This window comes from Streptomyces sp. NPDC107521 (assembly GCF_055598485.1).
The window spans coordinates 65,406-90,227 of record NZ_JBVKAT010000004.1 but is presented as its reverse complement, the minus strand read 5'-3'; the positions used below and the strand labels follow the sequence as shown (position 1 = coordinate 90,227).

The following is a 24,822-nucleotide window of genomic DNA, read 5'->3' as shown; positions in this document are numbered from 1 at the left end:
ACCCGTCGGGACGGACGTCGGGACGGGCACCGCCCCGCCGGGGCCCCGAGGCGGGACGCGCGCCCCCGGGCCCCGGCCAGCCACCTCTCACCGCCCGCCACCACGCCGCACCACGGCACCACGGCACCGCCGCCGTCCGGCGCAGCCCCGCCCCCGCACCGCAGCACCGCCCCCGCACCGGCCCACCGGCGCAGCCCCCGGCACCCCGGCAGCGCGGCACCCCGGCATCACCCCAGCGCCTCGGCTCTCCGGCAGCCCTGCGCCCCGACTCCCGACTCCCGACCGCCGACCCCCCGACCGCCGACCGCTCCCACTGCTCCCCCACCCCCGGCTCACCCCGTCCCGGTCAGATGCTCCGGCCGTACCGGTGTCCGGTTCAGCGCCAGCCCCGTGGCGGCGCGGATGGCGGCGAGGACCGCGGGGGTGGAGGACAGGGTGGGGGCCTCGCCGACGCCGCGCAGCCCGTACGGGGCGTGGTGGTCGGCGAGTTCGAGGAGGTCGACGGGGAGGGGCGGGGTGTCGAGGATGGTGGGCAGCAGGTAGTCCGTGAAGGAGGGGTTGCGGACCTTCGCGGTGGCCGGGTCGACGACGATCTCCTCCATGACGGCCATGCCGAGGCCCTGGACGGTGCCGCCCTGGATCTGGCCGACGACGGAGAGCGGGTTCAGGGCCTTGCCGACGTCCTGGGCGCAGGCGAGTTCGACGACCTTGACGAGGCCCAGTTCGGTGTCGACCTCGACGACGGCGCGGTGGGCGGCGAAGGAGTACTGGACGTGGCCGTGGCCCTGTCCGGTGTGCCGGTCGAAGGGCCGGGTCGGCCGGTGCCGCCACTCGTCCTCGGCCTCGACGGCCCGGTCGCCCAGGACGTCCGCGAGGAGGGCGAGGACCTCGCCGCCGTCGGTGACGACCCGGCCGTCCTCCAGGCGGAGCCGGTCGGTGGCCCAGGCCGGGTGGGCGGCGCCGAAGCGGCGGCGCCCCAGTTCCAGGACCTCCTCGCGGACGAGCCCGCAGACGTGCCGGACGGCGCCGCCGGTGACGTAGGTCTGCCGGGAGGCGGAGGTCGAACCGGCGCTGCCCACACGGGTGTCGGCGGGCTGGACGGTGACCCGGGAGACGCCGAGTTCGGTCCGGGCGATCTGGCCCTGGACGGTGACGCCGCCCTGGCCGACCTCCGCCATGGCGGTGTGCACGGAGGCGACGGGTTCGCCGCCGACGACCTCCAGGCGGACGCGGGCGGTGGAGTAGTCGTCGAAGCCCTCGGAGAAGCCGACGTTCTTGATGCCGACGGCGTAGCCGACGCCGCGCACGACGCCCTCGCCGTGGGTGGTGTTGGACAGTCCCCCGGGCAGGTGGCGGATGTCGGTGCCGTCGGTGGACTCCCACTGGCGTTCCGGCGGCATGGGCATCGCCTTGACGCGGCGCAGGAGTTCGGCGACGGGTGCCGGGGAGTCGACGGGCTGGCCGGTGGGCATGAGGGTGCCCTGCTCCATGGCGTTGAGGCGGCGGAACTCGACCGGGTCCATGCCGAGTTCGGCGGCGAGCCGGTCCATCTGGGCCTCGTAGGCGAAGCACGCCTGGACGGCGCCGAAGCCGCGCATGGCGCCGCAGGGCGGGTTGTTGGTGTAGAGGGCGACGGCCTCGATGTCGACGTGGTCGACGGCGTAGGGCCCGGCGGAGAGGGAGGCAGCGTTGCCGACGACGGCCGGGGAGGCGGAGGCGTAGGCGCCGCCGTCCAGGACGATCCGGCACCTCAGGTGGGTGAGCCGGCCGTCGCGGGTGGCGCCGTGCTCGTAGTGGAGCCGGGCGGGGTGGCGGTGGACGTGGCCGAAGAAGGACTCGAAGCGGTTGTAGACCATCTTGACGGGCCGCCCGGTGCGCAGGGCGAGCAGACAGGCGTGGATCTGCATGGACAGGTCCTCGCGTCCGCCGAAGGCGCCGCCGACCCCGGCCAGGGTCATGCGCACCTTCTCCTCGGGCAGGCCGAGGACGGGGGCGATCTGGCGGCGGTCGGAGTGCAGCCACTGGGTGGCGATGTGGAGGTCGACGCCGCCGTCGTCGCCGGGGACGGCGAGGCCGGACTCGGGGCCGAGGAACGCCTGGTCCTGCATGGCGAAGTGGTAGTCGCCGGTGACGATCACGTCGGCGCGCCGGGCGGCGGCGTCGGCGTCACCGCGCACGATGGGCTGGCGGTGGACGATGTTGGGGTGCGGGACGTGGGGGGCGTGGTGGTCGTCGCGGTGCTCGTGGACGAGGGGGGCGCCGGGGGCGGTGGCGGTGGCCTCGTCGGTGACGACGGGCAGCTCCCGGTACTCGACCCTGATCCTGGCGGCGGCGCGGCGGGCGGTCTCGGGGTGGTCGGCGGCGACGATGGCGACGGGTTCGCCGTGGTGGCGGACCCTGCCGTGGGCGAGGACGGGGGTGTCGCGGATCTCCAGGCCGTAGTGGCGCACGGCGGTGGGCAGGTCGTCGTGGGTCATGACGGCGTGCACGCCGGGGGTGGCGAGGGCCTCGGAGACGTCGATGGCGAGGATCTCGGCGTGGGCGGTGGTGGAGCGCAGGATCTGGCCCCAGAGCATGTCCTCGTGCCAGAGGTCGGAGGCGTAGGCGAACTCGCCGGTGACCTTGAGGACGCCGTCCGGGCGGAGGACGGACTCGCCGACGCCGCCCGGGGTGATCCGGCCGGGGGCGGCCGTGGCCGGGGTGCGGGCGGGGAGGGACGTGCCGTGGTCGGCGACGGGGGTGTCCGGGGCGGCGACGGGCGTGCCCTGCGGGATGGCCGGGGTGCGGTCGGGGGTCATGGCCGGGTCCTCTCCGACTGGCGGGCGGCGGCGAGGCGGACCGCGTCCATGATCTTCTCGTAGCCGGTGCAGCGGCAGAGGTTGCCGGAGAGCGCCTCGCGGATGTCGGCGTCGGAGGGGTCGGGGTTGCGTTCCAGCATCTCGTCGGCGGCGACCAGGAGTCCGGGGGTGCAGAAGCCGCACTGGACGGCTCCGGCGTCGAGGAACGCCTGCTGGACGGGGGCGAGCCGGCCGCCCCCGGCGGGGTGGGGGCCGCGGTCGCCGGGTGCCGCGCCGCCGGACCCGCCGCCGTCCGGGCCCCCGAGCCGCGGCCGGCCTCCTCCCTCGGGCCCCGTTCCGCCGGGTCCCGTGCCGTCCGGCCCCCCGGCCCGCCACCCGAGGGCCTCGTCCAGCGAGGTCCCGGCGGCGTACCCGTCGGCGGCCTCCCCGTGACCGGCCCCGTTCCCGAAGGGCTCCCCCTCCCCGGGCCCCCCGTCGGCGGCGCGGCCCCGGGCGCGGGCGCGGGCCTCGGCGAGGGCGGCGAGCCCCTCGACGGTGACGACGTCGCGGTCCTGGGCCTGGCCCGCGGCGACCAGGCAGGCGCAGACCGGGACGCCGTCCAGACGGACCGTGCAGGAGCCGCATTCGCCCTGCTCGCAGGCGTTCTTGGAGCCGGGCAGGCCGAACCGCTCGCGCAGGACGTGGAGCAGGGACTCCCCCTCCCAGACGTCGTCGGCCTCCTGGGGCCGCCCGTTGACGGTGAGGCGGACGCGCATCAGAGGGCTCCCTCGGTGGTGGGACGGGCGCCGCGGTACGACTCCCAGGTCCAGGCGAGTGTGCGGCGGGCCAGGACGCCGACCGCGTGCCGGCGGTAGGCGGCGGTGCCGCGGACGTCGTCGATCGGGGCGCAGGCGGCGGCGCACAGCTCGGCGAACCGCCGGACGGCGGAGGGGGCGAGGGGCCCGCGGCTGTCCCAGAGGCCGTCCTCGTCGAGGGCGGCGCCGAGGAACTCCTCGGCCGTCCCGGCGCGCACGGGGGTGGGGGCGGCGGAGCCGATGCCGGTGCGGACGGTGCGGGTGGCGGGGTGGAGGGCGAGACCGAAGGCGCAGACGGCGATGACCATGGCGTTGCGGGTGCCGACCTTGGAGAACTGCTGCGGTCCGTCCGCCCGGCGCACATGGACGGCGCGGATCAGCTCGTCGGGCTCCAGGGCGTTGCGTTTGACGCCGGTGTAGAAGGCGTCGATGGGGATCATGCGGGTGCCGCGCACGGACCCGGCCTCCACCTCGGCGCCGGCCGCGAGCAGCGCGGGGTGGGCGTCGCCGGCCGGGGAGGCGGTGCCGAGGTTGCCGCCGACACCGCCGCGGTTGCGGATCTGCGGGGAGGCGACGGTGTGCGAGGCGAGCGCGAGGCCGGGCAGTTCGGTGCGCAGCTCCTCGATGATCCGGGTGTACGGCACGGCGGCGCCGAGCCGCACGGTCTCCGCGCCGACCTCCCATTCGGCGAGGTCCGCGACCCGGTTGAGGTCCATCAGGTACGCGGGTCTGCGGTGGTCGAAGTTGATCTCGACCATGACGTCGGTGCCGCCCGCGATCGGTACGGCGCCGGGGTGCTCGGCCTTGGCGGCGAGCGCCTCCTCCCAGCTCGCGGGACGAAGGAAGTCCATGGACGGCTCTCTCCAGGTCGTCGTGGGGCGTACGGACGCGTGGGGACGTACGGGCGTCGAGGGGGCGTACGGGCGTCGTGCGGACGGGACTCGCGGGACGGAGCGGAGCGGGGCGGAGCGGGGCCGACGGAGCGGGACGGGGCGGGGCCGACGGAGCGGGACGGGGCGGAAGCGGAGCGGGCGTCGTGCGGACGGGGCGGGGCGGTCGGGACTGACGGGATGGGCGCGGGACGGGGGGCCTGACGGGACGGGGGCCGGACGGGGCGGGCCGGTCCGGGGAGCGGCCGGTGCGGCCCGCCGGGGCCGGTGTGGGCGGCGAGTGGGCTCAGTAGACCCTTCCCGCTCCGCGGGTGTCAGTCGCAGATCCCCCGAAGGGTTTGGCTGGCCAGGGCGGGCATCTTGTAGATTCGTATGAACGGAGGTCCCCGTGGCCTCCTCGCTTTTCTCCGGGAACAGGCGTCACGGCCGGGTGCCCCGGAGCACTTCGACACAAGGAACGGCGGCGACGAGAAATGCGGCTGCGCGCACTGCTGGACACCGATGCGCTGGGCCTCAGGCTGCTCGGGGGCGGGGACGAGCTGGACCGCTCCGTACGGGGCGTGATGACCACCGACCTGCGGGACCCCAGCCGCTATCTGTCGGGCGGGGAGCTGGTGCTCTCCGGTCTGGCCTGGCGCAGGGACGCCGCCGACTCCGAGCCGTTCGTCCGTCTGCTGGCGCAGGCCGGGGTGGCCGCGCTGGCGGCCGGGGAGGCAGAGCTGGGCCGGGTGCCGGAGGACCTGGTGGCGGCGTGCGCGCGGCACCGGCTGCCGCTGTTCGCGGTGCACGAGTCGGTGGCGTTCGCGACGATCACCGAGCACGTGGTGCGGCAGGTGTCCGGGGAGCGGGCCGGGGACCTCGCGGCCGTCGTGGACCGGCACCGGCGGATGATGACGGCGGGTCCGGCGGGCGGCGGGCCGGACGTGGTGCTGGACCTGCTCGGCTCCGACCTGGACCTGCGGGCCTGGGTGCTGTCGCCCGCCGGGCGGCTGGTGGCGGGCCCGGCGGCGGGCGGCGACCCGCTGCCCCCCGGGGTGGCCCCGGCGCTGGCGGCGGAGCACCTGGCGGCGACCCGCGCGGGACGCCGGGCCCCGCACCGGGTGACGGCGGAGGGCACCGTGTACAGCGTCTTCCCGGTGCGTTCCGGGGCCCGGGAGGCGGAGGCGGGGCGTGACGTGCGCGCGACGCTGCTCTCCGACTGGCTGCTGGCCGTGGAGGCGGACGCCGGGGAGTGGCCCGAGGAGCGGCTCGACCTGCTGTACGGCGTCACCCAGCTCATCGCGGTGGAGCGCGACCGGCGGGACGCGGCGCGCACGGTGCGGCGGCGGCTGGCGCGGGAGGTGCTGGAGCTGGTGCAGACGGGCGCGGCGCCCGCCGAGGTCGCGGCGCGGCTGCGGGTGGCGGCGCCGGTGCTGCTGCCGGGGCTCGGCGCGGCGCCGCACTGGCAGGTGGTGGTGGCCCGGGTCGAGTGGGACGGCGGCGGGTCCGGAGCCGGGGGCGTCGCCCAGAGCCTGCTGGAGGAGATCCTGGTCGACCCGGCGGCCACCGGTCCCGAGCACTCCGACCGCATCGCCGTGGCCCACGCGGGCGACGAGGCCGTCGCGCTGGTGCCGCTGCCGGGGGTCACCGGTGACCCCGACGGCACCGTGGCCGGGGTTCCGGCCGGGGTGCTGCTGGAGGCGGTGCGGGAGCCGCTGTCGGCCGGGCTGGGCCAGGACGGGCGGATCACCCTGGGCGTCAGCGCGGCGGTGCACTCGGCGGAGGGGCTGCGGGGCGCGCTGGAGGAGGCCCGGCACGCGCGCCGGGTCGCCGCGGCCCGCCCGGGGCGGGTCTGCGCGGCCGGGCACGAGGAGCTGGCCTCCCACGTCCTGCTGCTCCCCTTCGTCCCGGACGACGTACGGCGCGCCTTCACCGCGCGGCTGCTGGACCCGCTGCGGGACTACGACCGGCGCCACCGGGCCGAGCTGATCCCGACGCTGGAGGCGTTCCTGGACTGCGACGGCTCCTGGACGCGCTGCGCCACCCGGCTCCACCTGCACGTCAACACGCTGCGCTACCGTGTGGGGCGAATCGAGCAGTTGACGGGGCGTGATCTGTCGCGGCTGGAGGACAAGCTCGATTTCTTCCTGGCCCTGCGGATGAGCTGACGCCCGGCGGCGGTTGGCGGCCCCGTCCGGGAACGGGGCCTTTGCGGCCGGAAGTCCCACGACTTTGTGAAAAGTTTCACCCACCCTCTTGGCCGGGCCCCGCGATCCGTGCTGAGATGCCGCCACCACTCGGGGCTCGACGGCGTGCTAGGGGAGGGCGACGTGGCGCATTCCGCCATGGCTGGATCTGGTTGGGGAACGACCGAAGGTGACGATCCGCTCCAGAGAGCCGTGTGGCGGCTGCGTTCGCGCGCCTGCTGGGCCGACGCGGCGGAGCTGCTCCAGCCCGTCGCGACGGCGGCCGCGGCCCTCCAGCGGGCGGCCCTCCTGGTCGAGCGGTGTCTGTACACGGAGCAGGGGTGGGCGGACGCGGAGGACGCGCTGCGCACCGCCGAGGCGATGGCGCACAGCGACGACGAGCGGGGGGCGGCGGCCTGCGAACGCGGCCACCTCGCCTACGCCGCCACGCTGCACGGCGTGCGCGACCGGGCCGACGAGGCGCGCTCGGCGCTCGGCCGGGCGGCGGCCCTGATCGTGCCGGGCGGGCGGAGCCGGGCTCTGCTGGACTTCCGGCGGGGGCTGCTCGCGGAGAACCTGACCCGGTCCCCGCAGGCCGCCCGTGCCGCGTACCGGCGGGCCCACGCGGGGGCGGCGGCGCACTCGGACGCCCTGCTCCAGTCCTTCACCTGGCGCCATCTGGCGGGGCTCGCCCTGCGGGACGGCGAGACGGCGGAGGCCCGGCACGGGTTCGCGGAGTCGCTGCGCCTCAACGAGGAGCTGGGCTATCTGGTCGGTACGGCGCCCGCGCTGGCGTCGCTGGCGGAGACCGAGGCGGAGCCGGAGGCGTCCCGGCTGCGGGAGGAGGCGGGACGCCTGTTCCGGCTGCTCGGCGGGGTGCCGACGTGGCTGGCCCACCAGCTCACCCCGCCGGACGCGGCGACCGCCTGACCCGGCGGCGCAGGCGCCCGACACCGCGACGGACGCGACGGCCCTCGGCACGGGCGGACCGGCCCGTGGACGGGCACACCGGTCCCCCGGACGGGCGGACCGGACCACCCGGGACGGGCACACCGGTTCCCCCGGCGCGGGCGCAGGTCGCGGCGGCCGGCGCACGGGCTCCCGCCCGGGCCCGTCGCCTCCCCGCGCCGCCCGTCAGGGCGACGGCGACCAGCGCGGTGCCGTCGTCGTCCACGCCGTGCTCCACGCGGCCAGGTTGCGGCGGTGCAGCCAGCGGGCGGCGAGGCCGTACGCGGCGGCCCCGGTGAGGACCACGGCGAGGAAGGCGAGGACGGCCCAGCCCATGGCGCGGCTGCGGATCTCCGCGGCGGACAGCGGCGGGTCGGTGATCCGGCCCTCGGCGTCGACCCAGACCAGGACCGTGCTCTCGGCCGGGAGCCCGGGCTCGACGTGCGTCCTGCCGGTGCGGCCGGTGCCGTCGGGGGCGGTGAAGCGGACGTCGACCGGGTAGCGGGTCTCCCTGGCCTCGTCCGAGCCGGGCTCCGGATGGCGCGGCGCGGCGTGGACGAGGACGGCGGGGACGTGCTCCCTGGTGCGTTCCTGGTGGGCGGCGGCCGCCCGGTAGTGCCGGTAGGCGGTGTCCCCGGCGGCGAACACCGCGACCGGCGTCGCCGTCAGCACGGCGAGCACCAGGCCGAGCGCGACCCAGCCCTGCGCGAGGTCGGTGGGGCGGCGCAGGGGGTTGCGGCGCCACCGCCACAGCAGCGGGTGCGGGTGGCGCCGGGGGGCGGGTTCGGGAGGTGGCGGGGGTTGCGGGGTCTCACCGGCCACGGGGTCCTCCTTCCAGGGTCCGGCCGGGGTCCGGGCGGCCGGGACGCGCGGTCGGGGCGGGACGGGGGGTGCCGGGCCGGCCGCGGGGCGGGGACGGGCGCGTGGCCGCCGCGGCCGGCTCCGGCGGGAAGGGCCGAAGCCGTGGTCAGTGGGGGTGCGGGCCCGGCGGGTCGAGGTCCGGTTCCGCGTCCTCCGGATGCCCGTGCACCGCCTCCAGCAGCTTCGCCGCACCGCGCACGGCGGCCGTGTGCGGGGCGGGCACGGCCCGCAGCGGGGCGTGCAGCCGGTCGGTGAGCCGGCAGATGATCTCGGGCCGCAGGGCACCGCCCCCGGCCAGCAGCGGCCCCCGGGCGAGGGCGTCCAGGGTCAGGGAGGTGCGGTCCTGGCGCAGCATGGAGGTCACCATGTCGACGACGGCGTCGCCGATCCGGGCCGACGGGGTGGTGTCGTCGATGTCGCCGGTGCCCAGGGCGGTGCGGCGGGCGTCGAAGACGGCGCCGTCGACGAGCAGCACCACCTCGGTGAGGTGGGCGCCGATGTCCACCACGAGCAGCGGACGGGTCAGGTCCGCGCCCGCGGCCAGCGCGACCGCCCGCGCGCTGGGCACGGTGAGGACGCCGCGGGGGCGCAGCACCTCCACGGCGGTGCGGGCCTCGGTGCGGTAGGCGAGCCCGTCGAGGACGGGCGCGGTCACCACGACCAGGGGCCGGACGAAGCGGGGCAGCCGGTGGCCGAGCAGCCGGTCGAGCATCCGGGCGGTGCCCTGGGTGTCGACGATGGAGCCCCGCTGGATGGGGTAGACGGCTCCGGCGCCGGGGAAGGTCACCGTCGGCACGTCGACGATGACCCCCCGTCCGGCGACCCAGACCCGGGTGCGGGCGCTGCCCATGTCGAGGGCGACGCCGCTGCAGTGCCGGCACAGGGGCCAGGCCCGGTGCCGTGCGGCACGCGGGTTCCGGGGCCGGCGGGTCACGGTCATCGTCCCGCCTCCCGCACCTGCTGGCAGCGGGCGCAGTAGCGGGCCTGCGGCACGATCACCAGCCGCTCGCGCGCGACGGGTCCGCGGCACAGGTGGCAGGAGCCGTAGGTGCCCTCGTCCATGCGGTCGAGGGCCGCCTCCACGTCCGCCAGGACCATGCGCGCGGAGGCCGCGAGACTGATCCGCACCTCGGTCCGCTCGGCGGTCCCCCGGCCCGGCGCGGGGCCGTCGCCGGCGGGCCGGGCCGTGATCTGCCGGAGCTGTTCCTCGCGGAAGAGGCGCTGCTCGCGGAGGTTCTCCCGGAGCGCGGCGAGGTCCTCGGGCGACAGCCGGGTACCGGGGTCGCCGATGATCTGCTGGTTCACCACTTCACCCCTCGGGCAGGGCGGAGACGAAGGCTGGACGGAGTGCGGTCAGGCGGTGCGGCGCTGGCAGGCGACGCAGTGGCGGGTGTACGGCAGGATCTCCAGCCGCTCGTCCGGGACGGGCTTGGAGCAGCCGAGGCAGGTGCCGTAGGTGCCGTTCTCGACGCGGGCGAAGGCCTCGTCGATCTCCTTGAGGACCCGCTCGATGGCGTCCTTCTGGGCGGACATGAGCTGGTCGTCCTGGGAGCTCTCGCCGAGGGCGTGGAGCTGGGTCATACGGGTGTTGCGGGCGTGCTCCAGGCGCTGGCGGGCCTCGTGGGCGGTCAGCCGCTCGGGGCGGGGTTCGATGCGGGAGGCGTCGAGCGACATGGTGAGTCCTTCTCTCGGGAGTACGGCGGGCGGGGGTCGGGGACACGGTCGTGGCCGGCCCGGCCGCCGGATCTGCGGCGGTCCGGCCCGGGGCCGGATGCACGACGGACCGGACCCCGTCGCCCGGAGTGCGGGGGCGGGGACCGGTGCCGGGCACGCGGCCGGACGCCGCGGGCACGACGGACCGGCCCGGTGCCGGGGTGCGGCGGTCCGGGCCCGTGTCGGGCGTGCGGCGTTCGGGTCGGGTGTCGGGTTGTGGTGCCCGGCGGCCGGTCCGGGACGGAAGGTCCGGGCCGGTGCCGGGGTACGGCGTTCGGACGGGTGCCGACGTGGGGCGCCCGTCCGGTGGAACTCGGTGGTGCGGAAGTGTGAAGACGTGGATGAGGGTTGACCGGGCCGGAGCCGGGAGTACGGCGCTGCGGCCCGGTCGCTTCCCACTCTGGCCCGTCGGCGGGGGCTTTCCCATCGGGCGCAGAGCCCATTTGCCCCGGGGCGCGGCATCCACACCGCCCCGCACGGGTCCCGGGGCGGGTCCGCGGACGGATGACGGGAGCTGCGAGAGTGGGGGTGGCCCCGGCCCGCGCGTCCCGCGCGCCCGCTCCCCGCACGCGCCCTCCCGCGCGCGTGCGGGGTGTGGGTGCGCGGCACCCGGGAAATGGGGGCCGTGCCCCATCGACCCGGCGCTCCGGGGCGGGCAGGGTGGACCGCGGCTCGGTCGTGACCAAGGGCCGCAGCTCCCACCCGGGGTGCGCGATGACCGACAGTAGACGCGTACGGTGCGTCGCAGAAGGAGGAGTAACCCCCGGTGTCCCTGTTCTGGCGGATCTTCGGGCTCAACGCGGTGGTGCTGGGCTTTGCCACGGCACTGCTGCTCTGGGCGCCGGTGACCGTCTCCGTCCCGGTGCTGCTGACCGAGGCCGCGATCCTGGTGGGCGGCATGGCCGTCATGCTGGTGGCCAACGGCGCCCTGCTGCGCTGGGGCCTGTCCCCGCTGGACCGGCTGACGAAGCTGATGACCACGGTCGACCTGCTCCGCCCCGGCCAGCGGCTGTCCGTGCCGCGCCCCTCGGGCGGCGGCGAGGTGACGGAGCTGATCAGCACCTTCAACGCCATGCTCGACCGGCTGGAGAACGAGCGGGCCACCAGCAGCGCCCGGGTCCTGCTCGCCCAGGAGGCGGAGCGCCGGCGCATCGCGCAGGAGCTGCACGACGAGGTCGGCCAGAGCATGACCGCGATCCTGCTGGTGCTGGGGCGGGCCGCCGACGACGCCGACGAGCCGTTGCGCGAGGAGCTGCACCAGGCGCAGGAGATCACCCGGGAGAGCCTGGACGAGGTGCGCCGCCTGGTGCGCAGGCTGCGCCCGGGCGTGCTGGACGACCTCGGTCTGATCAGCGCGCTGACCTCGCTCACCCAGGACTTCGCCACCCACACCGGGCTCCGGGTGACGCGCCGCTTCGCCCCCGATCTGCCCGCCCTGGACCACGAGACGGAGCTCGTGCTCTACCGGGTGGCGCAGGAGAGCCTGACCAACGCCGCCCGGCACGCGGACGCGGAGCGGCTGGAGGTGAGCCTCAGCCGCGCGGAGGGCGCGGTGGTGCTCGGCATCCGCGACGACGGCCGGGGCATCGAGGCGGCCTGCGAGGGGGCCGGCATCCGCGGCATGCGGGAACGGGCCCTGCTGATCGGCGGCTCCCTCGACATCGTGTCGGCCCCCGGCTCCGGCACCCGGATCAGCCTCACCGCACCCGTTCCCAGGAAGCAGCCCTGACCATGTCCGATTCACCCCTGTCCGAAGAGCCGTCGGCACCGTCCGACTCCTCCGCGCCGTCCCCGCGAGGGGGGTCGCGGGACCCCGCGTCCGCGCCGGGCGGACCGGCGGACCCCGCCGCTCCGGCGAAGATCCGCATCCTGCTCGCCGACGACCACGCCCTGGTGCGGCGCGGGGTGCGGCTGATCCTGGACCGGGAACCGGACCTCCAGGTCGTCGCGGAGGCCGGTGACGGCGCGGAGGCCATCGACATGGCCCGCGCCCACACCGTCGACCTGGCGGTGCTGGACATCGCCATGCCCCGGCTGACGGGGCTCCAGGCGGCGCGGGAGCTGTCCGCGCTCAAGCCCGGCCTGCGCATCCTGATGCTGACGATGCACGACAACGAGCAGTACCTGTTCCAGGCGCTGAAGTCGGGGGCGTGCGGCTACGTGCTGAAGTCCGTGGCCGACCGGGACCTGGTGGCGGCGTGCCGGGCCGCGATGCGCGACGAACCGTTCCTGTACCCGGGCGCGGTGACGGCGCTGATCCGGAACTACCTGGACCGGGTGCGGCACGGCGAGGAGAGCGCCGACCACATCCTCACGCCGCGCGAGGAGGAGGTCCTCAAGCTGGTCGCGGAGGGCCATTCGTCGAAGGAGATCGGTGAGATCCTCTTCATCAGCATCAAGACCGTTCAGCGGCACCGCGCTAACCTGCTCCAGAAACTCGGCCTGCGGGACCGGCTGGAACTGACCCGCTACGCCATCCGCGCCGGGCTGATCGAGCCCTGACCCGCTCCGGGCGGGCCCCTGCGGGGCCGCCCGCCCACGCCCCGGCACCGTCCGGGGCCCGTGACCCTGGAAGGGGGGACGGCGCTTGCGTCCCGCACCACGCACCGCCCCCCGCCGTCCGCTGCCGGTGGCGGTCGTCCTGCTGCTGGCCGCGCTGCTGGCGTTCGTGCCCACCTGGCCCGAGAGCGCGCTGGCCGGTCTCTCCGCGCGGGCGCAGGCGCCCGCCTCGGCGACCCAGCCGCTCCCGGACGGCGACTTCCACGCGGAGGACGGCTGCGCCACGGCCTGCGCCGCCCAGTTCCGTCCCCGCCACGACCACACCGGCGAGCGGCTGGCCCCCGCCGACCACTTCGCGACGCTCACCCGTACCGCGGTCGCCACCGGCACCTCCCGGGACCGCACCCCGGAACGGCCCCCGGGCACCGTTCCCGTCTCCCCCGGCCGCGCGAGCCATGACCGCGGCCGGGCGCCGCCCGCCTCCAACGGCATCTGAGACATCCCCCCATCCGCTCTTCCTCCGTCGCGGCCGGCCAGGCCGCCGCCGCGGCGTGCCTGTTGGAGGCCCCACGTGAAACGTTCCCGTTCCCGTTCCCGCCGTTCGTCGGGCGGGGTGTCACGCGTACGCGCGTTGATCGCCCTGGCCGTGATCGGCGTGTCGGTGGCCATCGCCCTGACCGTGCCGGTACGGCTCGGTCTCGATCTGCGCGGCGGTACGCAGATCGTGCTGGAGACCCGCTCCACCAAGGCCGCCAAGGCCGACCGGGAGGCGACCGACCGCACCGTGGAGGTGCTGCGCGGCCGCATCGACGCGCTCGGCGTGTCCGAGCCGACCATCGTCCGCTCGGGCGAGAACCGCATCGTCGTCGAACTTCCGGGCGTGCAGGACCCGAAGCAGGCGGCGGACGTGCTCGGCCGTACCGCCCAGCTCACCGTCCACACGGTGCTCGGGGCGGCGGAGTCCCCCGAGGACGCGGCGAAGGACCCGGCCGGTGAGCCCGGGGACGAGGCCAAGAAGGACGACGCCGGGAAGGACGGGGCCGCCGGGGACGCCGCGAAGAAGGACGGCACCGCGGACGACGCCGCGAAGAAGGACGACGCCGCGAAGGGCGGCGCCAAGGACGAGGAGTCCGGCGAGCGCGTGCTGGCGGACGAGACCGGCCAGGCGCTGCGGCTGAAGGCCGCCTCGCTCAACGGCCAGGACGTCAAGGGCGCCGACGCCCGGTTCGACCAGCAGAACGGCGCCGGCTGGGTCGTCACCGTCGACTTCAAGGACAAGGGCAGCGACCGGTGGGGCGACATCACCGGTGAGGCCGCCTGCTTCCCGGCCGGGGACCCCCAGCGCCGGGTCGCCATCGTGCTCGACAACAAGATCATCTCCGCGCCGCAGGTCGACCCGTCGGTGGGCTGCAAGGCCGGCATCCGGGGCGGCTCGACGCAGATCACCGGCTCCTTCGACGCCACCGAGGCGCGCGAGCTGGCCCTGCTGATCAAGGGCGGCGCCCTGCCGGTGCCGGTCGAGACGGTCGAGCAGCGCACCATCGGCGCGACCCTGGGCGACGAGGCCATCTCGGCCGCCGCCTGGGCCGCCGTCATCGGCACCGCGCTGACCGCGCTGTTCATCATCGTCGTCTACCGCCTGATGGGCCTGCTCTCCGCCATCGCCCTGGCCTGCTACGGCCTGATCTCCTACGCCGCCCTCGCCGCGATCGGGGCGACGCTGACCCTGCCGGGCCTGGCCGGTTTCGTGCTGGCGATCGGCATGGCGGTGGACGCCAACGTGCTGGTCTTCGAACGGGCCCGGGAGGAGCACGCGGCACGGTCCCGCCCGAGCCCGCGCGCCGCGCTGACCACCGGTTTCCGCAACGCCCTCAGCGCCATCGCGGACTCCAACATCACCACCCTGATCGCCGCCGCCCTGCTGTTCTTCCTGGCCTCCGGCCCGGTCAAGGGCTTCGGCGTCACCCTGGGCATCGGTGTGCTGGCGTCCATGGTCAGCGCCCTGGTGATCACCCGGGTGATGGCCGAGTTCGCCGCGAGCCGGCCCGCGGTCTTCCGCCGCCCGCACATCACCGGCATCTCCACCACGGGCCCGGTCCGCGACCGGCTGCTGCGCCGCAACCCGTTCCTGATGCGCCACCCGCGCCGCTGGCTGGCGGCCTCCGCCGCGGTGCTGGTGCTGTGCGGCTCCGGAATCCTGGTGCGCGGCCTGGAGTTCGGCATCGAGTTCACCGGCGGACGGCTCATCGAGTACTCCACGTCCACCCCCGTCGACCCGGACAAGGCCCGCACCGCGCTGGCCGACGCGGGCTTCCCGCGGGCGGTCGTCCAGTCCTCCGGCGACGCCGACCTGACGGTGCGCACCGAGGAGCTCACGGACGCCGAGGCCGACCAGGTCACCAGGACGGTGGCCGGGCTGGGCGGCGAGACGGAGAAGATCCGCGACGAGCTGATCGGCCCGAGCATGGGCGACGAGCTGCGCCGGGACGCCCTGATCGCGCTCGCCCTGGCCCTGGGCGCCCAGTTGCTGTACCTCGCCATCCGCTTCCGGCTGCTGTTCGGCACCGCGGCGGTCAGCGCGCTCGCGCACGACGTGGTGATCCTCGTCGGTGTGTTCGCCTGGCTCGGCAAGCCCATCGACGGCATCTTCCTGGCCGCGCTGCTGACCGTGATCGGCTACTCGGTCAACGACTCGGTGGTGCTCTTCGACCGCATCCGGGAGCTGATGGGCCGGGACAAGAAGACCCCGTTCGACCGGCTCACCAACGACTCGATCCTGCAGACCCTGCCCCGCACGGTGAACACCGGCATGGGCGCCGTGCTGATCCTGGCGGCCCTGGCCGTCATGGCGACGGACGCGCTCACCGACTTCGCGCTGGCCCTGCTGATCGGTGTGGTCGTCGGTACCTACTCGTCGGTCTTCACGGCCTCCCCGCTCGCGATCGAGCTGTACAACCGGGGCGGCGACGTCGACCTCGACAAGCGCAAGAAGGGCCGCGCCGCCGCGAAGTCCGGCCCGGCCCCCTCCTCCCGCCTGCCGAAGCGTCAGCCCGAGCACCAGGAGGTGCCGTAACCACCGTGCCCTCGTAGGGCGCGGGGGCCGACGGCTCCCCGCGCCCGGCACCCCGCACCGGTCCCGTGCCGGGGCACCGCGAACCCGCGGCGCCCCGGCACGGGCGGTTGTGGGCGCGGAGCGTGCCCGGCGGGGCGGAGGCGGAGACGCGGGCGGCACGGCAGGGGGCGGGAGCGGCACGGCACGGTGCTCCCGGGTCCGGCGCGGTGCCGTGCGGGATGCGGTGCGAGTGCGGGGCGCGGCGCGGTGCCGTGCGGGGCGCGGCGGCCCGGGTGCCCTGCGGGATGCGGCCCGGGTGGGACGTCCGCGTCCGGCGGTGTCCCGCCGGGCGACGGTCCCTCACGGGCGGTCGGGAGGCCGTGCCGTCAGTAGGCCGTGCCGAAGTGGCCCGAGGCCAGGACCCGCACCGCCTCCGGGTCACCGGTGATCAGGGCGTCCAGGAGCGCCGTGTGCTGGTGGGCGTCGGCCACCAGATCGGCCCGCGCGCGGACGGCCGGGTCTCCGGCGGGCGGCCACTGGGCGCGGCGGTGCAGGTCGGCGGCGATGCGCACCAGTTCCTCGTTGCCGGTGAGGGCGAGCACGGCACGGTGGAAGTCCCGGTCGGACTCCGCGTACGCCGCCGGGCAGCCGGAGGCGGCGGCGCGGACGGTGGCCTCGGCCAGCGGCCTCAGCCGCGCCCAGCGCTCGGCGGGCACCGTGCGGGCCAGCCGGAGCAGCACCGGGACCTCGATCAGCGCCCGGACCTCCGCCAGTTCGGCCAGCTCCCGGGCGCCCCGCCGGACGATGCGGAACCCCCGGTTGGGGACGACCTCGACGGCGCCCTCCAGGGCGAGCTGCTGCATGGCCTCGCGCACGGGGGTGGCGGACACCCCGAACCGCTCCCCCAGGGTGGGCGCCGAGTGGACCTCGCCGGGCCGCAGCTCCCCGGTGACCAGCGCGGTGCGCAGGGCGTCCAGTACCTGCCCGCGCACCGAGGAGCGCCGCAGCGGGGTACGGGGCCGGGTCCGCGCGAGCCGCTCCCCGGGGGCGGGCCCCTCGGAGGCGGGGCCGTGGGGGGCCCGTCCGCGGGGGACGCGTTCCCCGGTGGCCGGGAAGCCCTCGGCGAGGGCCCCGGCCGGGGCGGCACCGGGGGCCTCGGGGCCCGATCCGTGGGGGGCGCGTCCGTAGGGGGCCGGAGCGTCCGGGGCGGGGAGGCCGTCCGGGGCGGGGGCCCCGGCGAGCGGTGGGACCGGGGCGGGGCTCCCGGAGGCGCCCGGGGACCCGCGCCCGGCGGTCGCGTCCGCGGGGGTCACGCCCTCCGCGGGGCCCCTCGCGGCGCGCCCGCTCCCCGCGACCGGCCTCCCGGCCGCCTCCCCCGCCGTCACGGCGGGGCGGCGGTCGCGGTCGGCGGCGGCCGGCTGGGCCGGCACCCGCGCCGTCGCGGCGGTGCGGATCGGCGCGGGTGGCGCCGTGTCCGTGCGGGAGCCCTGCGTGCTCGGCCTCACGGGTCCTCCTGCGGGACGTTTCGGTACTTGGGGTCATTACGGCCGGTTGTCACCCGTCCGTCAAGCACGATAGGCGCAGGACGCCGCCGGTTCACCTCCCCCGGGGGCCGTTCCGCCCCGATCGGACCGCCCGACCGGCCGGAAATCGACGGTCGCGCGCCCCTTCCCGCCCCCGGCCGGGCCGTCGCCGGGCTCCCCCGGCCCGCTCGACCGGGGCGCCGCGCGGCCCGGAGGCACGGCAGGGGAGGGCGAGGGCAGCGGCCCCGGGACCGGGGCCGAGGAGGGGCGCACCGGAGCGGGGTGCCGAGGGGCGGGGGCCGCGACGGGCGCCGGACGTCCGCGCACCGACGCCGACCGGATTCGGCCCCGTTCGGGCCGGGCCGCCGCGCGGCCCGCGCCGCACCCCCGCGGCACCCGTGTGACCAGCCCGGGGACCCGTGCGGCGGAACGGGCCGGAAAGCCTCTCCCGGCGCCGATCTGACGACCCCACGGGCGCGGGCGCTCCCCGCATCCTCTAGGATCGCCAAGGTCGTTTCACAACTCCCACACGCGACGCGGCAACTTTCCGCAGAACCCCCCGTACAGGTAGTCTTAATAGAACTCAACTCCCGCCCCTCATGCGGCAGTTCGAGCAGATCGTCGCCCTGGGCGCCCCCTCGCACTCCCTTGGCGGCCTCTTGCCCCGAAACCCCCTGAGGGCTGCCGGGTTTGGGCCACCATGGCGGGCGTTACGCCCTATCCCAATGCAAGGGACCCCAGATGAAATTGACCGACATATCGCTGAATTGGCTGCTTCCGGGCGTCGTGCTGCTCGTCGGCATGGTGGCTGCGGTCGCGGTGCTCACGCGCGGCAAGCGATCCTCGGCCAAGGAGCCTGGCGCGGACGACTCGTGGGAGCGTGCGGAGGAGCGCCGCCGGCGCAAGGAGGCCATCTACGGCATCGTCTCCTACGGCCTGCTCTTCTGCTGCGCCGCCGTCGCCGCGGCCCTGTCCTTCCACGGTCTCGTCGGCTTCGGTGAGCAGAACCTCGGGCTGAGCGACGGCTGGCAGTACCTCGTCCCGTTCGGTCTGGACGGCGCCGCGATGTTCTGCTCCGTGCTCGCCGTGCGCGAGGCCAGCCACGGTGACGCGGCGCTCGGCTCCCGCATACTCGTGTGGGCCTTCGCCTGCGCGGCGGCGTGGTTCAACTGGGTCCACGCGCCCCGGGGCGCCGGACACGCGGGCGCCCCGCACTTCTTCGCCGGCATGTCCCTCTCGGCCGCGGTCCTCTTCGACCGCGCGCTGAAGCAGACCCGCCGGGCCGCGCTGCGCGAACAGGGCCTCGTGCCGCGTCCGCTGCCGCAGATCCGCATCGTGCGCTGGCTGCGGGCCCCCCGCGAGACGTACCGCGCCTGGTCCCTGATGCTGCTCGAAGGCGTGCGCAGCCTGGACGAGGCGGTCGAGGAGGTCCGCGACGACCGGCGTCGCAAGGAGGACAGCCGTCAGCGGCGGCGTGAGCAGGAGCGCCTGGAGCGCGCCCAGTTGAAGGCGATCAGCCGCGGACACGGCCCCCGGGGCTTCCCCGGCCGCCGTCACCCCGCCGTGGAGGTGCAGGTGGAGCGGGAGACCGCCGGTGCCACCGCGGAGCCTGCCATAGGGTCCCCGGAGCCGTTGCCCGTACTCCAGCGCCACTCCCTCCAGCCGGTGCAGCCCGTTCCGTCCCCACGGGGCGCGGCTGACGCCACGACCGTCGACCTGACCGCCGAGGACGACACCCAGGCCCTGCCGCGCCTGGACTCCCTGGAGCGCAAGCTCAAGGACCTTGAGCAGCAGTTCGGTTAGGACGGACCGCGGACCGCTCGACGGTGGCCACGAGGGGCCGCCGGCCGGAGGGGCGTGACGAGCGACGAGCCGTCACGCCCCTCCGGCGTTCCGTCCGGCCGACGCCGCCCGCCGCTGCCCTCCCGGCCGCCGTCGTCCCCGCCCGTCCGCCCCGTCGTCCCCGCCCGTACACCTCCCCCGCACGCCTCGGTCCCGTACGCCCGGGTCCCCTGCGCCTCGGCTCCCCGCCGTCTCACGGTTCCGCCGCCCGGCCCCTCGCGGCACCCCGGTGCGGGCTCACGCGGCGTCGGCGCCCAGTTCGAACCAGACCGACTTGCCCGGCTCGCAGGGCCGCACCCCCCAGGCGTCGGCGAGGGAGTCGACCAGCAGCAGCCCCCGGCCGTTGGTGTCCCGGTCCGGCTCCGGCGTCCGTCGCCGGGGCAACCGCCCCGCGCCGTCCCGTACTTCGACCAGCAGTCCGTGCCGGCCGACGGTGGCCGTCAGGACCGCGTCCTCGTCGGTGTGCACCAGGGCGTTGGTGACCAGCTCGCTGGTGAGCAGCTCCGCGATCTCGGACCGGCCGGGCCTGCCCCAGTGGCGTAACAGCTCACGCAGCGCCCTGCGGGCCTCCGGTACCGCGCGCGGATCGGCGCGCCCCAGTCTGCGGCTCAGCTGCGGCGCCGCCTGCCGCTCCGTGTCCCCCGTACGCGTGCTGATGTCTTCGCCCCTTCTCCTCGAACACCTTCACGGGGGAAGCCTTGCCCGTTCGGGGCCCCGCCAGTCATACCGAATCGTCAAGGACCGGTGGAGGTGTGGCGCGATCGCCGGGGAGCGCGGGGCGGGACTCAGGGGCGCGGGACGTTGCGGAGGTTGGAACGGGCCATCTGGAGCATCCGGCCGACGCCGCCGTCCAGCACCATCTTGGAGGCGGACAGGGCGAAGCCGGTCACCATCTCGGCCCGGATCTTCGGCGGGATGGACAGCGCGTTGGGGTCGGTGACGACGTCGACGAGGGCCGGACCCCGGTGCCTGAACGCGGCCTTGAGCGCCTTCGGCAGCTCCTTGGGCTTCTCCACCCGTACGCCGAACACGCCGCAGGCCTCGGCCACGGCGGCGAAGTCGGGGTTGACGTTGGTCACCCCGTGCGAGGGCAGCCCGGCGACCAGCATCTCCAGCTCGACCATGCCGAGCGTGGAGTTGTCGAAGAGGACGATCTTCACCGGGAGATCGTGCTGGACGAGGGTGAGGAAGTCGCCCATGAGCATGGTGAACCCGCCGTCCCCGGACAGGGAGACCACCTGCCGGTGGCGGTCGGTGAACTGGGCGCCGATCGCCATGGGCAGCGCGTTGGCCATCGAGCCGTGCGAGAAGGAGCCGATGATGCGGCGGCGGCCGTTGGGCGAGAGGTAGCGGGCGGCCCACACGTTGCACATGCCGGTGTCGACGGTGAACACGGCGTCGCCGTCGGCCGTTTCGTCGAGCACGGCGGCCACGTACTCGGGGTGGATGGGCACGTGCTTGTCGACCTTGCGGGTGTAGGCGGAGACGACCCCCTCCAGGGCGTCCGCGTGCTTCTTCAGCATCCTGTCCAGGAAGCGGCGGTTCGTCTTCTCCCTCACCCGGGGGATCAGACAGCGCAGGGTCTCCCGGGCGTCGCCCCACACGGCGTGGTCCAGCCGGGAGCGCCGGCCCAGGTTCTCCGGCCGCACGTCGATCTGGGCGATCCGCACGTCGTTCGGCAGGAAGGCGTTGTACGGGAAGTCGGTGCCGATCAGGAGGAGCAGATCGCACTCGTGGGTGGCCTCGTAGGCGGCGCCGTAGCCGAGCAGCCCGCTCATCCCCACGTCGTAGGGATTGTCGTACTGAACCAACCTACGTATTTCGTGGACTCGCCCATCTCCGCAGGTCAGGGCCTATAGACAGCAGAACGCGGACGGAGGGAAGGGGGCTGCCAGCCTCACCCGGCACCCTTCACACTCCGCCCGCGCCCACCGCCCACCGACGTCTGACGCCGGCGTGCGGGCTTGGGGGTCAGTCAGCGGCAGGCCGTCGCCATCGCGTCTGACGCACGACCCGGAAAATGTCGTGCGTCGGGAACCGCGACTGATGGTCGGCCGCCCACTGATCCGCTTCCGTCACCGTGGCGATGACGCTTCCTTCGATGCACCGTGCGCACTCGACGTCCTGAATGGCCGAGGGCGATCCCGCGACTTCCCGAAGGGACGACGCCAGGGGATACGGCTCCCGGGGCCTGGCGGTCACCGGGCTTTCCTGTGCGGGTGTCTGTTGATCTCGACGGCCGCGTCAACGGCGCGCGACAGGTCGAACTCCGGCCGCGTCGAATCCGCGTACGTCGCGTACTGGTTCGCGAGTGCGTGGCAGACGTCGCAGCCGGGCGCCGGCGTAGGCGGTTTCCACTTCAATGGATCACTCAATTGCACGGGGCCGGACTGCACCCCTTGGTCTAACGGCATGCCTCCCCCTTCGCTTCTCCTCCGCAGGAAGGCACACGAGTGCCCTATGTCACGCATCGTGTGCCCTGTGACACGTCCAGTGTGCCGATCAGAGCGCTGAGATTGCAACCCCGCAACACCGAACTGCAAAATTGCAGTTTTCAATGTGGGTGGCCTGCCCGCTTATGGGAAGCTGTGCACGTCGAGCTGGGACGTCACAGCAAGGGCGGACGGAGACGAATGGGATCTGTAGGTGAGCCCACGGTGCGCAAGCGGCAGCTCGGGGCGAAGCTCCGGGAACTGCGGCGCGAGCGGGGAATGACTCTGGACGAGGTCTCGTCCCGCACCTCCCTGCCCGAGTCGAAGATAAACCGCGTGGAATTGGGCCGCCTCGGAGTCAAGACCGACGACCTTGACACGCTCCTGGACCTTTACGAGGTGACGGACGAGGCGCTTCGCGAGGTGCTCCGGTCCATCGCCCGGATGGGCAGCCGACGCGGCTGGTGGCAGACCTACCGGGACATCATCAGTCCCGCGTACACCGACCTCATCAGCCTGGAGAACGGTGCCCGGTCTATGCGTACCTACGAGTCGACCCTCATCCCCGGCCTGCTACAGACAGCCGCCTACGCCCGAGCCACGATCGACGCCATCCGGATGGACTCACAGCCGGCGGAGGTCGACGCGCTCGTCGAAGTGCGGCAGGCCCGGCAGTCCGTCCTGTCCCGCAGAGATCCGCTGGAGGTGTGGGCCGTCATCCATGAGGCGGCACTACGCCCGCGAGTCAAGAGCAGCCCCCACGTGATGAAGGAACAGCTTCAACGACTGCTCGACGCCCAGACGCTCCCGCATGTGTCGATCCAAGTACTACCGCTCGACGCTCCTCCGCACGTCGGGATGGGCGGCTCGTTCGCGGTCTTGGGGTTCCCAGAGACCTCCGACCTGGATGTGGTCCTTGTCGAGAGTCTGACGAGCGCGCTGTACGTGGAGGACACTACGGAAGTACGTCGGTACGGCAACGCCTTCGAGCGACTCCGCGCGGCAGCGTTGCCCTTCGACGAATCTGCCAGCCTCATTGAGCAATTGAAGGACAACATCTCATGACCATGATCTCCAACGCCGAGGCCACCGGCTTCGGGTGGACGAAATCGTCATACAGCGGAGGCAGCAACAACTGCCTGGAGGTCGCACGGGGCGCTGTCCCCGCGGCTCTCCCCGTCCGGGACAGCAAGCGCGCCGACGGTCCCGCCGTCGTCTTCGGTGACGCGGCCTGGACCGGCTTCCTGACGGCCGTCAAGCACGACGCCGTCTGATCCGCCGCACAACGCAAAGAAGGCCCCTGCCTGACGGCGGGGGCCTTCGTGTGGTGCTCAGTGCTTGTTCCCCTGGCGCTCTCGTACGACGGCCAGGCACTCGGGGCAGAGGGGGTTCCCTCCGGTCCCGTATCGAACGGTCGTCTCCCCGCACGTCGCGCAGAGACCAAGTTGGCTGCTCATGGGGTCAGGGTACGGTGCTCGAAGGGTCGAGCGGCGTGCCCGCCATGGCTTGGCACCACCACGGACATTGCCGACGTAAGCCGTCGTGGTAACGGCACCACTCGGTCGGATGAAGTGCCTGATAGTCATCGTCATACTGAAGTCGCCACTCGTGGTGCCAAGTCTCCAGCTCGGCGACAGCCTTTTCCCGATCCAACCGTCGCCGCTTGGCCTCCTCCTCGCGCCGACGTCTTCGACTGGAGAAGAGTGTCACCCGATTCGCCCCGCTCTCAATGCCCACCTACCCCTCACACGCCCGCAGGGCGCTTGCTGTAGACCTTACGGACCTCGTCCATGTCGACGCGGGGTCCTTCGGGCGTCCGGTACTTGCTCAGACGGGCCCTCGGGCCGTTCGCCGCTCCCCGAATGGTCCCGGGGTCGACGTCGGCCACGGCAGCAGCCTCCGCGTAGGTGACGAGAACGGGCTTCTGCGGCTCCTCCGCAGGCTCGACGACCTCTTCCCCAACGGCTCCGTGGCAGGCTCTCCAGCGGCCCCCTGCGGGCTCTCGGCAGCCTTGTCCGCGTGCGCCTTGCGGGAGTGGACGAGGAGGGAGCCGCCGAGGAACGCCACGGCCGGCCAACCCGCAACGAGGACGCGGAGGGAGACGGGCAGGTTCTCCGTGTCCAGGACTCCGGAGGTGCCGACGTTGGCCCCGAGCGACGCCGCGAGGGACAGCAGGAACCAAAACCAGGGGGCTCCCGTCGGTCGGCCGTCCTGCGCGCGGATCTGCTTCCAGGCCATGACCATGAGCAGATCGACGGACACGGGGTACGCCCATGCCTTCCACCCCGTCTGGCCCGCCGCTTCCGCTATGTCGTGGATGTGGGCGAAGGAGAGGGCAGCGGCAATGACCGCTTGGATCAAGATGGGGTCCAGCCGGCGGAGTGCTCTCATGGCTCCTCGTGTGCGTGTGTTGTGGATGGTGAACCGGAGCCCCTGTCACCGGAATTGACAGGGGCTCTTGACTAGGCAGCCGTCGCGATGACCGCGCACTCTTCGACGAGCCTCTCCGCCTCGCGGAGGTTGGCTATCGCCCACTCGTTCCTCTTCGAGGCAGCGACGAACTCCCGCCACTTCACGAGCTTGACGTACGCGGCCGTCTCGGCGTCGCTGACGATCTCCTCCTGAGAGCGCGTGAAGTCGAACCGGGACAGTTCCGTCAACGCGACCTCCCGGGCACGCTTGCGCGTCTTGAAGACGGGACCGATGTGGGTGTTCGGCTTCTCGTCGGTGACGGACGGCAGGTGCCGCAAGACCCAGCCCCCACCGAAGCGGGTGACCGCCAGGCCCGGGAGTACCTCGTCGACACGTTCCGAGGCCCCCATCGTCTCCGCGGCCTCCGGCGTGGCGTAATGCCCCTTCTCGACCTCCACGAGGCACTCCGGAACGTCGCCGGTGAACGTCACCTTCGGGAAGCCCTTCCGCGCATCTACGAAGTTGCTGCGGACAGGCTTGACCGGCGTGGCGGTGCCATACTCATGCCGCCATATCTCCGCCTGAGTCAGCAGGCGCTGTCGCATACGCTCCCCCGAACCGGGGAAACCCTCCGTGTCCTCCCGCGGCTTCTCGGCATCCGCCACGAGGTGCGCGTATCGCTCATCAAGCTTGGCTTGACGGGCGGCGTCGATGGCAGCACGCACAGCCTTCATGTGCGCCGCTTCGAGCTGCTTGACGGTGCGGACACGGCCGCCCAGCTTCGTGCGGACGACGCGCGACTCTCCGCCGACACGGAGTTCAGTCTCTCGGTAGGCAGCACCATCGCTGCCTCGCGTCTGGCTCATCCCTCCTCCTTCGCTAGTGTCTTGCGT

The 24,822-nt window shown here is 74.3% G+C and carries 22 protein-coding genes and 1 pseudogene; 9 read left to right on the top strand and 14 right to left on the bottom strand.

Going from position 1 to position 24,822, the window contains the following annotated elements; all coding sequences use genetic code 11:
• Positions 1-332: 332 nt before the first annotated feature.
• The 3 genes from ACZ7LB_RS08320 to ACZ7LB_RS08310 are packed head-to-tail and all read right to left on the bottom strand — an operon-like array spanning position 333 to position 4,443.
• Positions 333-2,798 carry a xanthine dehydrogenase family protein molybdopterin-binding subunit gene (locus tag ACZ7LB_RS08320; protein WP_471466250.1) on the bottom strand — a complete coding sequence of 822 codons (2,466 nt, stop codon included), beginning with the start codon at positions 2,796-2,798 and terminating at the stop codon, positions 333-335.
• Entirely contained in the window at positions 2,795-3,553 is a 759-nt protein-coding gene (locus tag ACZ7LB_RS08315; RefSeq protein ID WP_471466248.1) for a (2Fe-2S)-binding protein, read from the bottom strand. The genes ACZ7LB_RS08320 and ACZ7LB_RS08315 overlap by 4 nt, the downstream gene beginning before the upstream one ends.
• Positions 3,553-4,443 (bottom strand): FAD binding domain-containing protein, encoded by an 891-nt coding sequence (locus ACZ7LB_RS08310; RefSeq protein WP_471466246.1) that lies wholly within the window; start codon positions 4,441-4,443, stop codon positions 3,553-3,555. Before ACZ7LB_RS08310 ends, ACZ7LB_RS08315 begins: the two co-directional genes overlap by 1 nt.
• Before the next feature lie 512 nt (positions 4,444-4,955).
• Here ACZ7LB_RS08310 and ACZ7LB_RS08305 point away from each other — a divergent pair.
• Together ACZ7LB_RS08305 and ACZ7LB_RS08300 are read left to right on the top strand one after the other, a co-directional pair.
• Positions 4,956-6,629: a PucR family transcriptional regulator gene (locus tag ACZ7LB_RS08305; RefSeq protein ID WP_471466244.1), complete on the top strand. Its 1,674-nt coding sequence runs from the start codon at positions 4,956-4,958 to the stop codon at positions 6,627-6,629.
• 162 nt (positions 6,630-6,791) lie between these two features.
• Complete coding sequence (locus ACZ7LB_RS08300) at positions 6,792-7,577, top strand: hypothetical protein (protein ID WP_471466242.1); 786 nt, start codon at positions 6,792-6,794, stop codon at positions 7,575-7,577.
• 204 nt (positions 7,578-7,781) lie between these two features.
• On the opposite strand, the gene ACZ7LB_RS08295 is transcribed toward ACZ7LB_RS08300, so the two are convergent.
• The 4 genes from ACZ7LB_RS08295 to ACZ7LB_RS08280 form a co-directional block, all read right to left on the bottom strand.
• Positions 7,782-8,417: an Rv1733c family protein gene (locus ACZ7LB_RS08295; RefSeq protein ID WP_471466240.1), complete on the bottom strand. Its 636-nt coding sequence runs from the start codon at positions 8,415-8,417 to the stop codon at positions 7,782-7,784.
• 145 nt (positions 8,418-8,562) lie between these two features.
• Positions 8,563-9,396: a rod shape-determining protein gene (locus ACZ7LB_RS08290; protein ID WP_471466238.1), complete on the bottom strand. Its 834-nt coding sequence runs from the start codon at positions 9,394-9,396 to the stop codon at positions 8,563-8,565.
• Positions 9,393-9,764 (bottom strand): TraR/DksA family transcriptional regulator, encoded by a 372-nt coding sequence (locus ACZ7LB_RS08285; RefSeq protein WP_471466236.1) that lies wholly within the window; start codon positions 9,762-9,764, stop codon positions 9,393-9,395. The genes ACZ7LB_RS08290 and ACZ7LB_RS08285 overlap by 4 nt, the downstream gene beginning before the upstream one ends.
• A gap of 45 nt (positions 9,765-9,809) precedes the next feature.
• Entirely contained in the window at positions 9,810-10,130 is a 321-nt protein-coding gene (locus ACZ7LB_RS08280; protein WP_471466234.1) for a TraR/DksA C4-type zinc finger protein, read from the bottom strand.
• 805 nt (positions 10,131-10,935) lie between these two features.
• Between ACZ7LB_RS08280 and ACZ7LB_RS08275 the strand changes: the two genes are divergently transcribed.
• The 4 genes from ACZ7LB_RS08275 to secD all read left to right on the top strand — a co-directional run bounded on the left by ACZ7LB_RS08275 (position 10,936) and on the right by secD (position 15,741).
• Positions 10,936-11,898, top strand: a complete 963-nt coding sequence (locus ACZ7LB_RS08275; protein WP_471466232.1) for a HAMP domain-containing sensor histidine kinase — start codon at positions 10,936-10,938, stop codon at positions 11,896-11,898.
• A 2-nt stretch (positions 11,899-11,900) separates the two neighbouring features.
• Positions 11,901-12,671: a response regulator gene (locus ACZ7LB_RS08270; RefSeq protein WP_471466230.1), complete on the top strand. Its 771-nt coding sequence runs from the start codon at positions 11,901-11,903 to the stop codon at positions 12,669-12,671.
• 85 nt (positions 12,672-12,756) lie between these two features.
• Positions 12,757-13,164: a hypothetical protein gene (locus tag ACZ7LB_RS08265; RefSeq protein WP_471466229.1), complete on the top strand. Its 408-nt coding sequence runs from the start codon at positions 12,757-12,759 to the stop codon at positions 13,162-13,164.
• A gap of 75 nt (positions 13,165-13,239) precedes the next feature.
• Complete coding sequence (secD, locus tag ACZ7LB_RS08260; protein WP_471466227.1) at positions 13,240-15,741, top strand: protein translocase subunit SecD; 2,502 nt, start codon at positions 13,240-13,242, stop codon at positions 15,739-15,741.
• A gap of 365 nt (positions 15,742-16,106) precedes the next feature.
• On the opposite strand, the gene ACZ7LB_RS08255 is transcribed toward secD, so the two are convergent.
• Positions 16,107-17,033, bottom strand: coding sequence for a GntR family transcriptional regulator (locus ACZ7LB_RS08255; protein ID WP_471466612.1), 927 nt, complete (start codon positions 17,031-17,033; stop codon positions 16,107-16,109).
• A gap of 951 nt (positions 17,034-17,984) precedes the next feature.
• Between ACZ7LB_RS08255 and ACZ7LB_RS08250 the strand changes: the two genes are divergently transcribed.
• The gene (locus ACZ7LB_RS08250; RefSeq protein WP_471466225.1) at positions 17,985-19,046 is read left to right on the top strand and encodes a DUF2637 domain-containing protein; all 1,062 of its coding nucleotides are present in this window, start codon (positions 17,985-17,987) and stop codon (positions 19,044-19,046) included.
• 276 nt (positions 19,047-19,322) lie between these two features.
• On the opposite strand, the gene ACZ7LB_RS08245 is transcribed toward ACZ7LB_RS08250, so the two are convergent.
• The 3 genes and pseudogenes from ACZ7LB_RS08245 to ACZ7LB_RS08235 form a co-directional block, all read right to left on the bottom strand.
• The gene (locus ACZ7LB_RS08245; RefSeq protein WP_471466610.1) at positions 19,323-19,742 is read right to left on the bottom strand and encodes an ATP-binding protein; all 420 of its coding nucleotides are present in this window, start codon (positions 19,740-19,742) and stop codon (positions 19,323-19,325) included.
• A gap of 128 nt (positions 19,743-19,870) precedes the next feature.
• Positions 19,871-20,893: pseudogene (locus ACZ7LB_RS08240) on the bottom strand (thiamine pyrophosphate-dependent enzyme); the annotation flags it as partial.
• Between the two features lie 163 nt (positions 20,894-21,056).
• Complete coding sequence (locus tag ACZ7LB_RS08235; RefSeq protein ID WP_471466223.1) at positions 21,057-21,287, bottom strand: DUF7848 domain-containing protein; 231 nt, start codon at positions 21,285-21,287, stop codon at positions 21,057-21,059.
• A gap of 455 nt (positions 21,288-21,742) precedes the next feature.
• Between ACZ7LB_RS08235 and ACZ7LB_RS08230 the strand changes: the two genes are divergently transcribed.
• Together ACZ7LB_RS08230 and ACZ7LB_RS08225 are read left to right on the top strand one after the other, a co-directional pair.
• A complete protein-coding gene (locus ACZ7LB_RS08230; protein WP_471466221.1) occupies positions 21,743-22,582 on the top strand; it encodes a Scr1 family TA system antitoxin-like transcriptional regulator in 840 nt (279 codons plus the stop codon).
• Complete coding sequence (locus tag ACZ7LB_RS08225) at positions 22,579-22,791, top strand: DUF397 domain-containing protein (protein ID WP_471466219.1); 213 nt, start codon at positions 22,579-22,581, stop codon at positions 22,789-22,791. Before ACZ7LB_RS08230 ends, ACZ7LB_RS08225 begins: the two co-directional genes overlap by 4 nt.
• Before the next feature lie 57 nt (positions 22,792-22,848).
• Here the strand turns inward: ACZ7LB_RS08225 and ACZ7LB_RS08220 are convergent, their stop codons facing one another.
• The 3 genes from ACZ7LB_RS08220 to ACZ7LB_RS08210 all read right to left on the bottom strand — a co-directional run bounded on the left by ACZ7LB_RS08220 (position 22,849) and on the right by ACZ7LB_RS08210 (position 24,795).
• Entirely contained in the window at positions 22,849-22,974 is a 126-nt protein-coding gene (locus ACZ7LB_RS08220; RefSeq protein WP_471466217.1) for a hypothetical protein, read from the bottom strand.
• 370 nt (positions 22,975-23,344) lie between these two features.
• Complete coding sequence (locus ACZ7LB_RS08215; protein WP_471466215.1) at positions 23,345-23,908, bottom strand: DUF2637 domain-containing protein; 564 nt, start codon at positions 23,906-23,908, stop codon at positions 23,345-23,347.
• 71 nt (positions 23,909-23,979) lie between these two features.
• Positions 23,980-24,795, bottom strand: coding sequence for a hypothetical protein (locus tag ACZ7LB_RS08210; protein ID WP_471466213.1), 816 nt, complete (start codon positions 24,793-24,795; stop codon positions 23,980-23,982).
• Positions 24,796-24,822 lie beyond the last annotated feature (27 nt).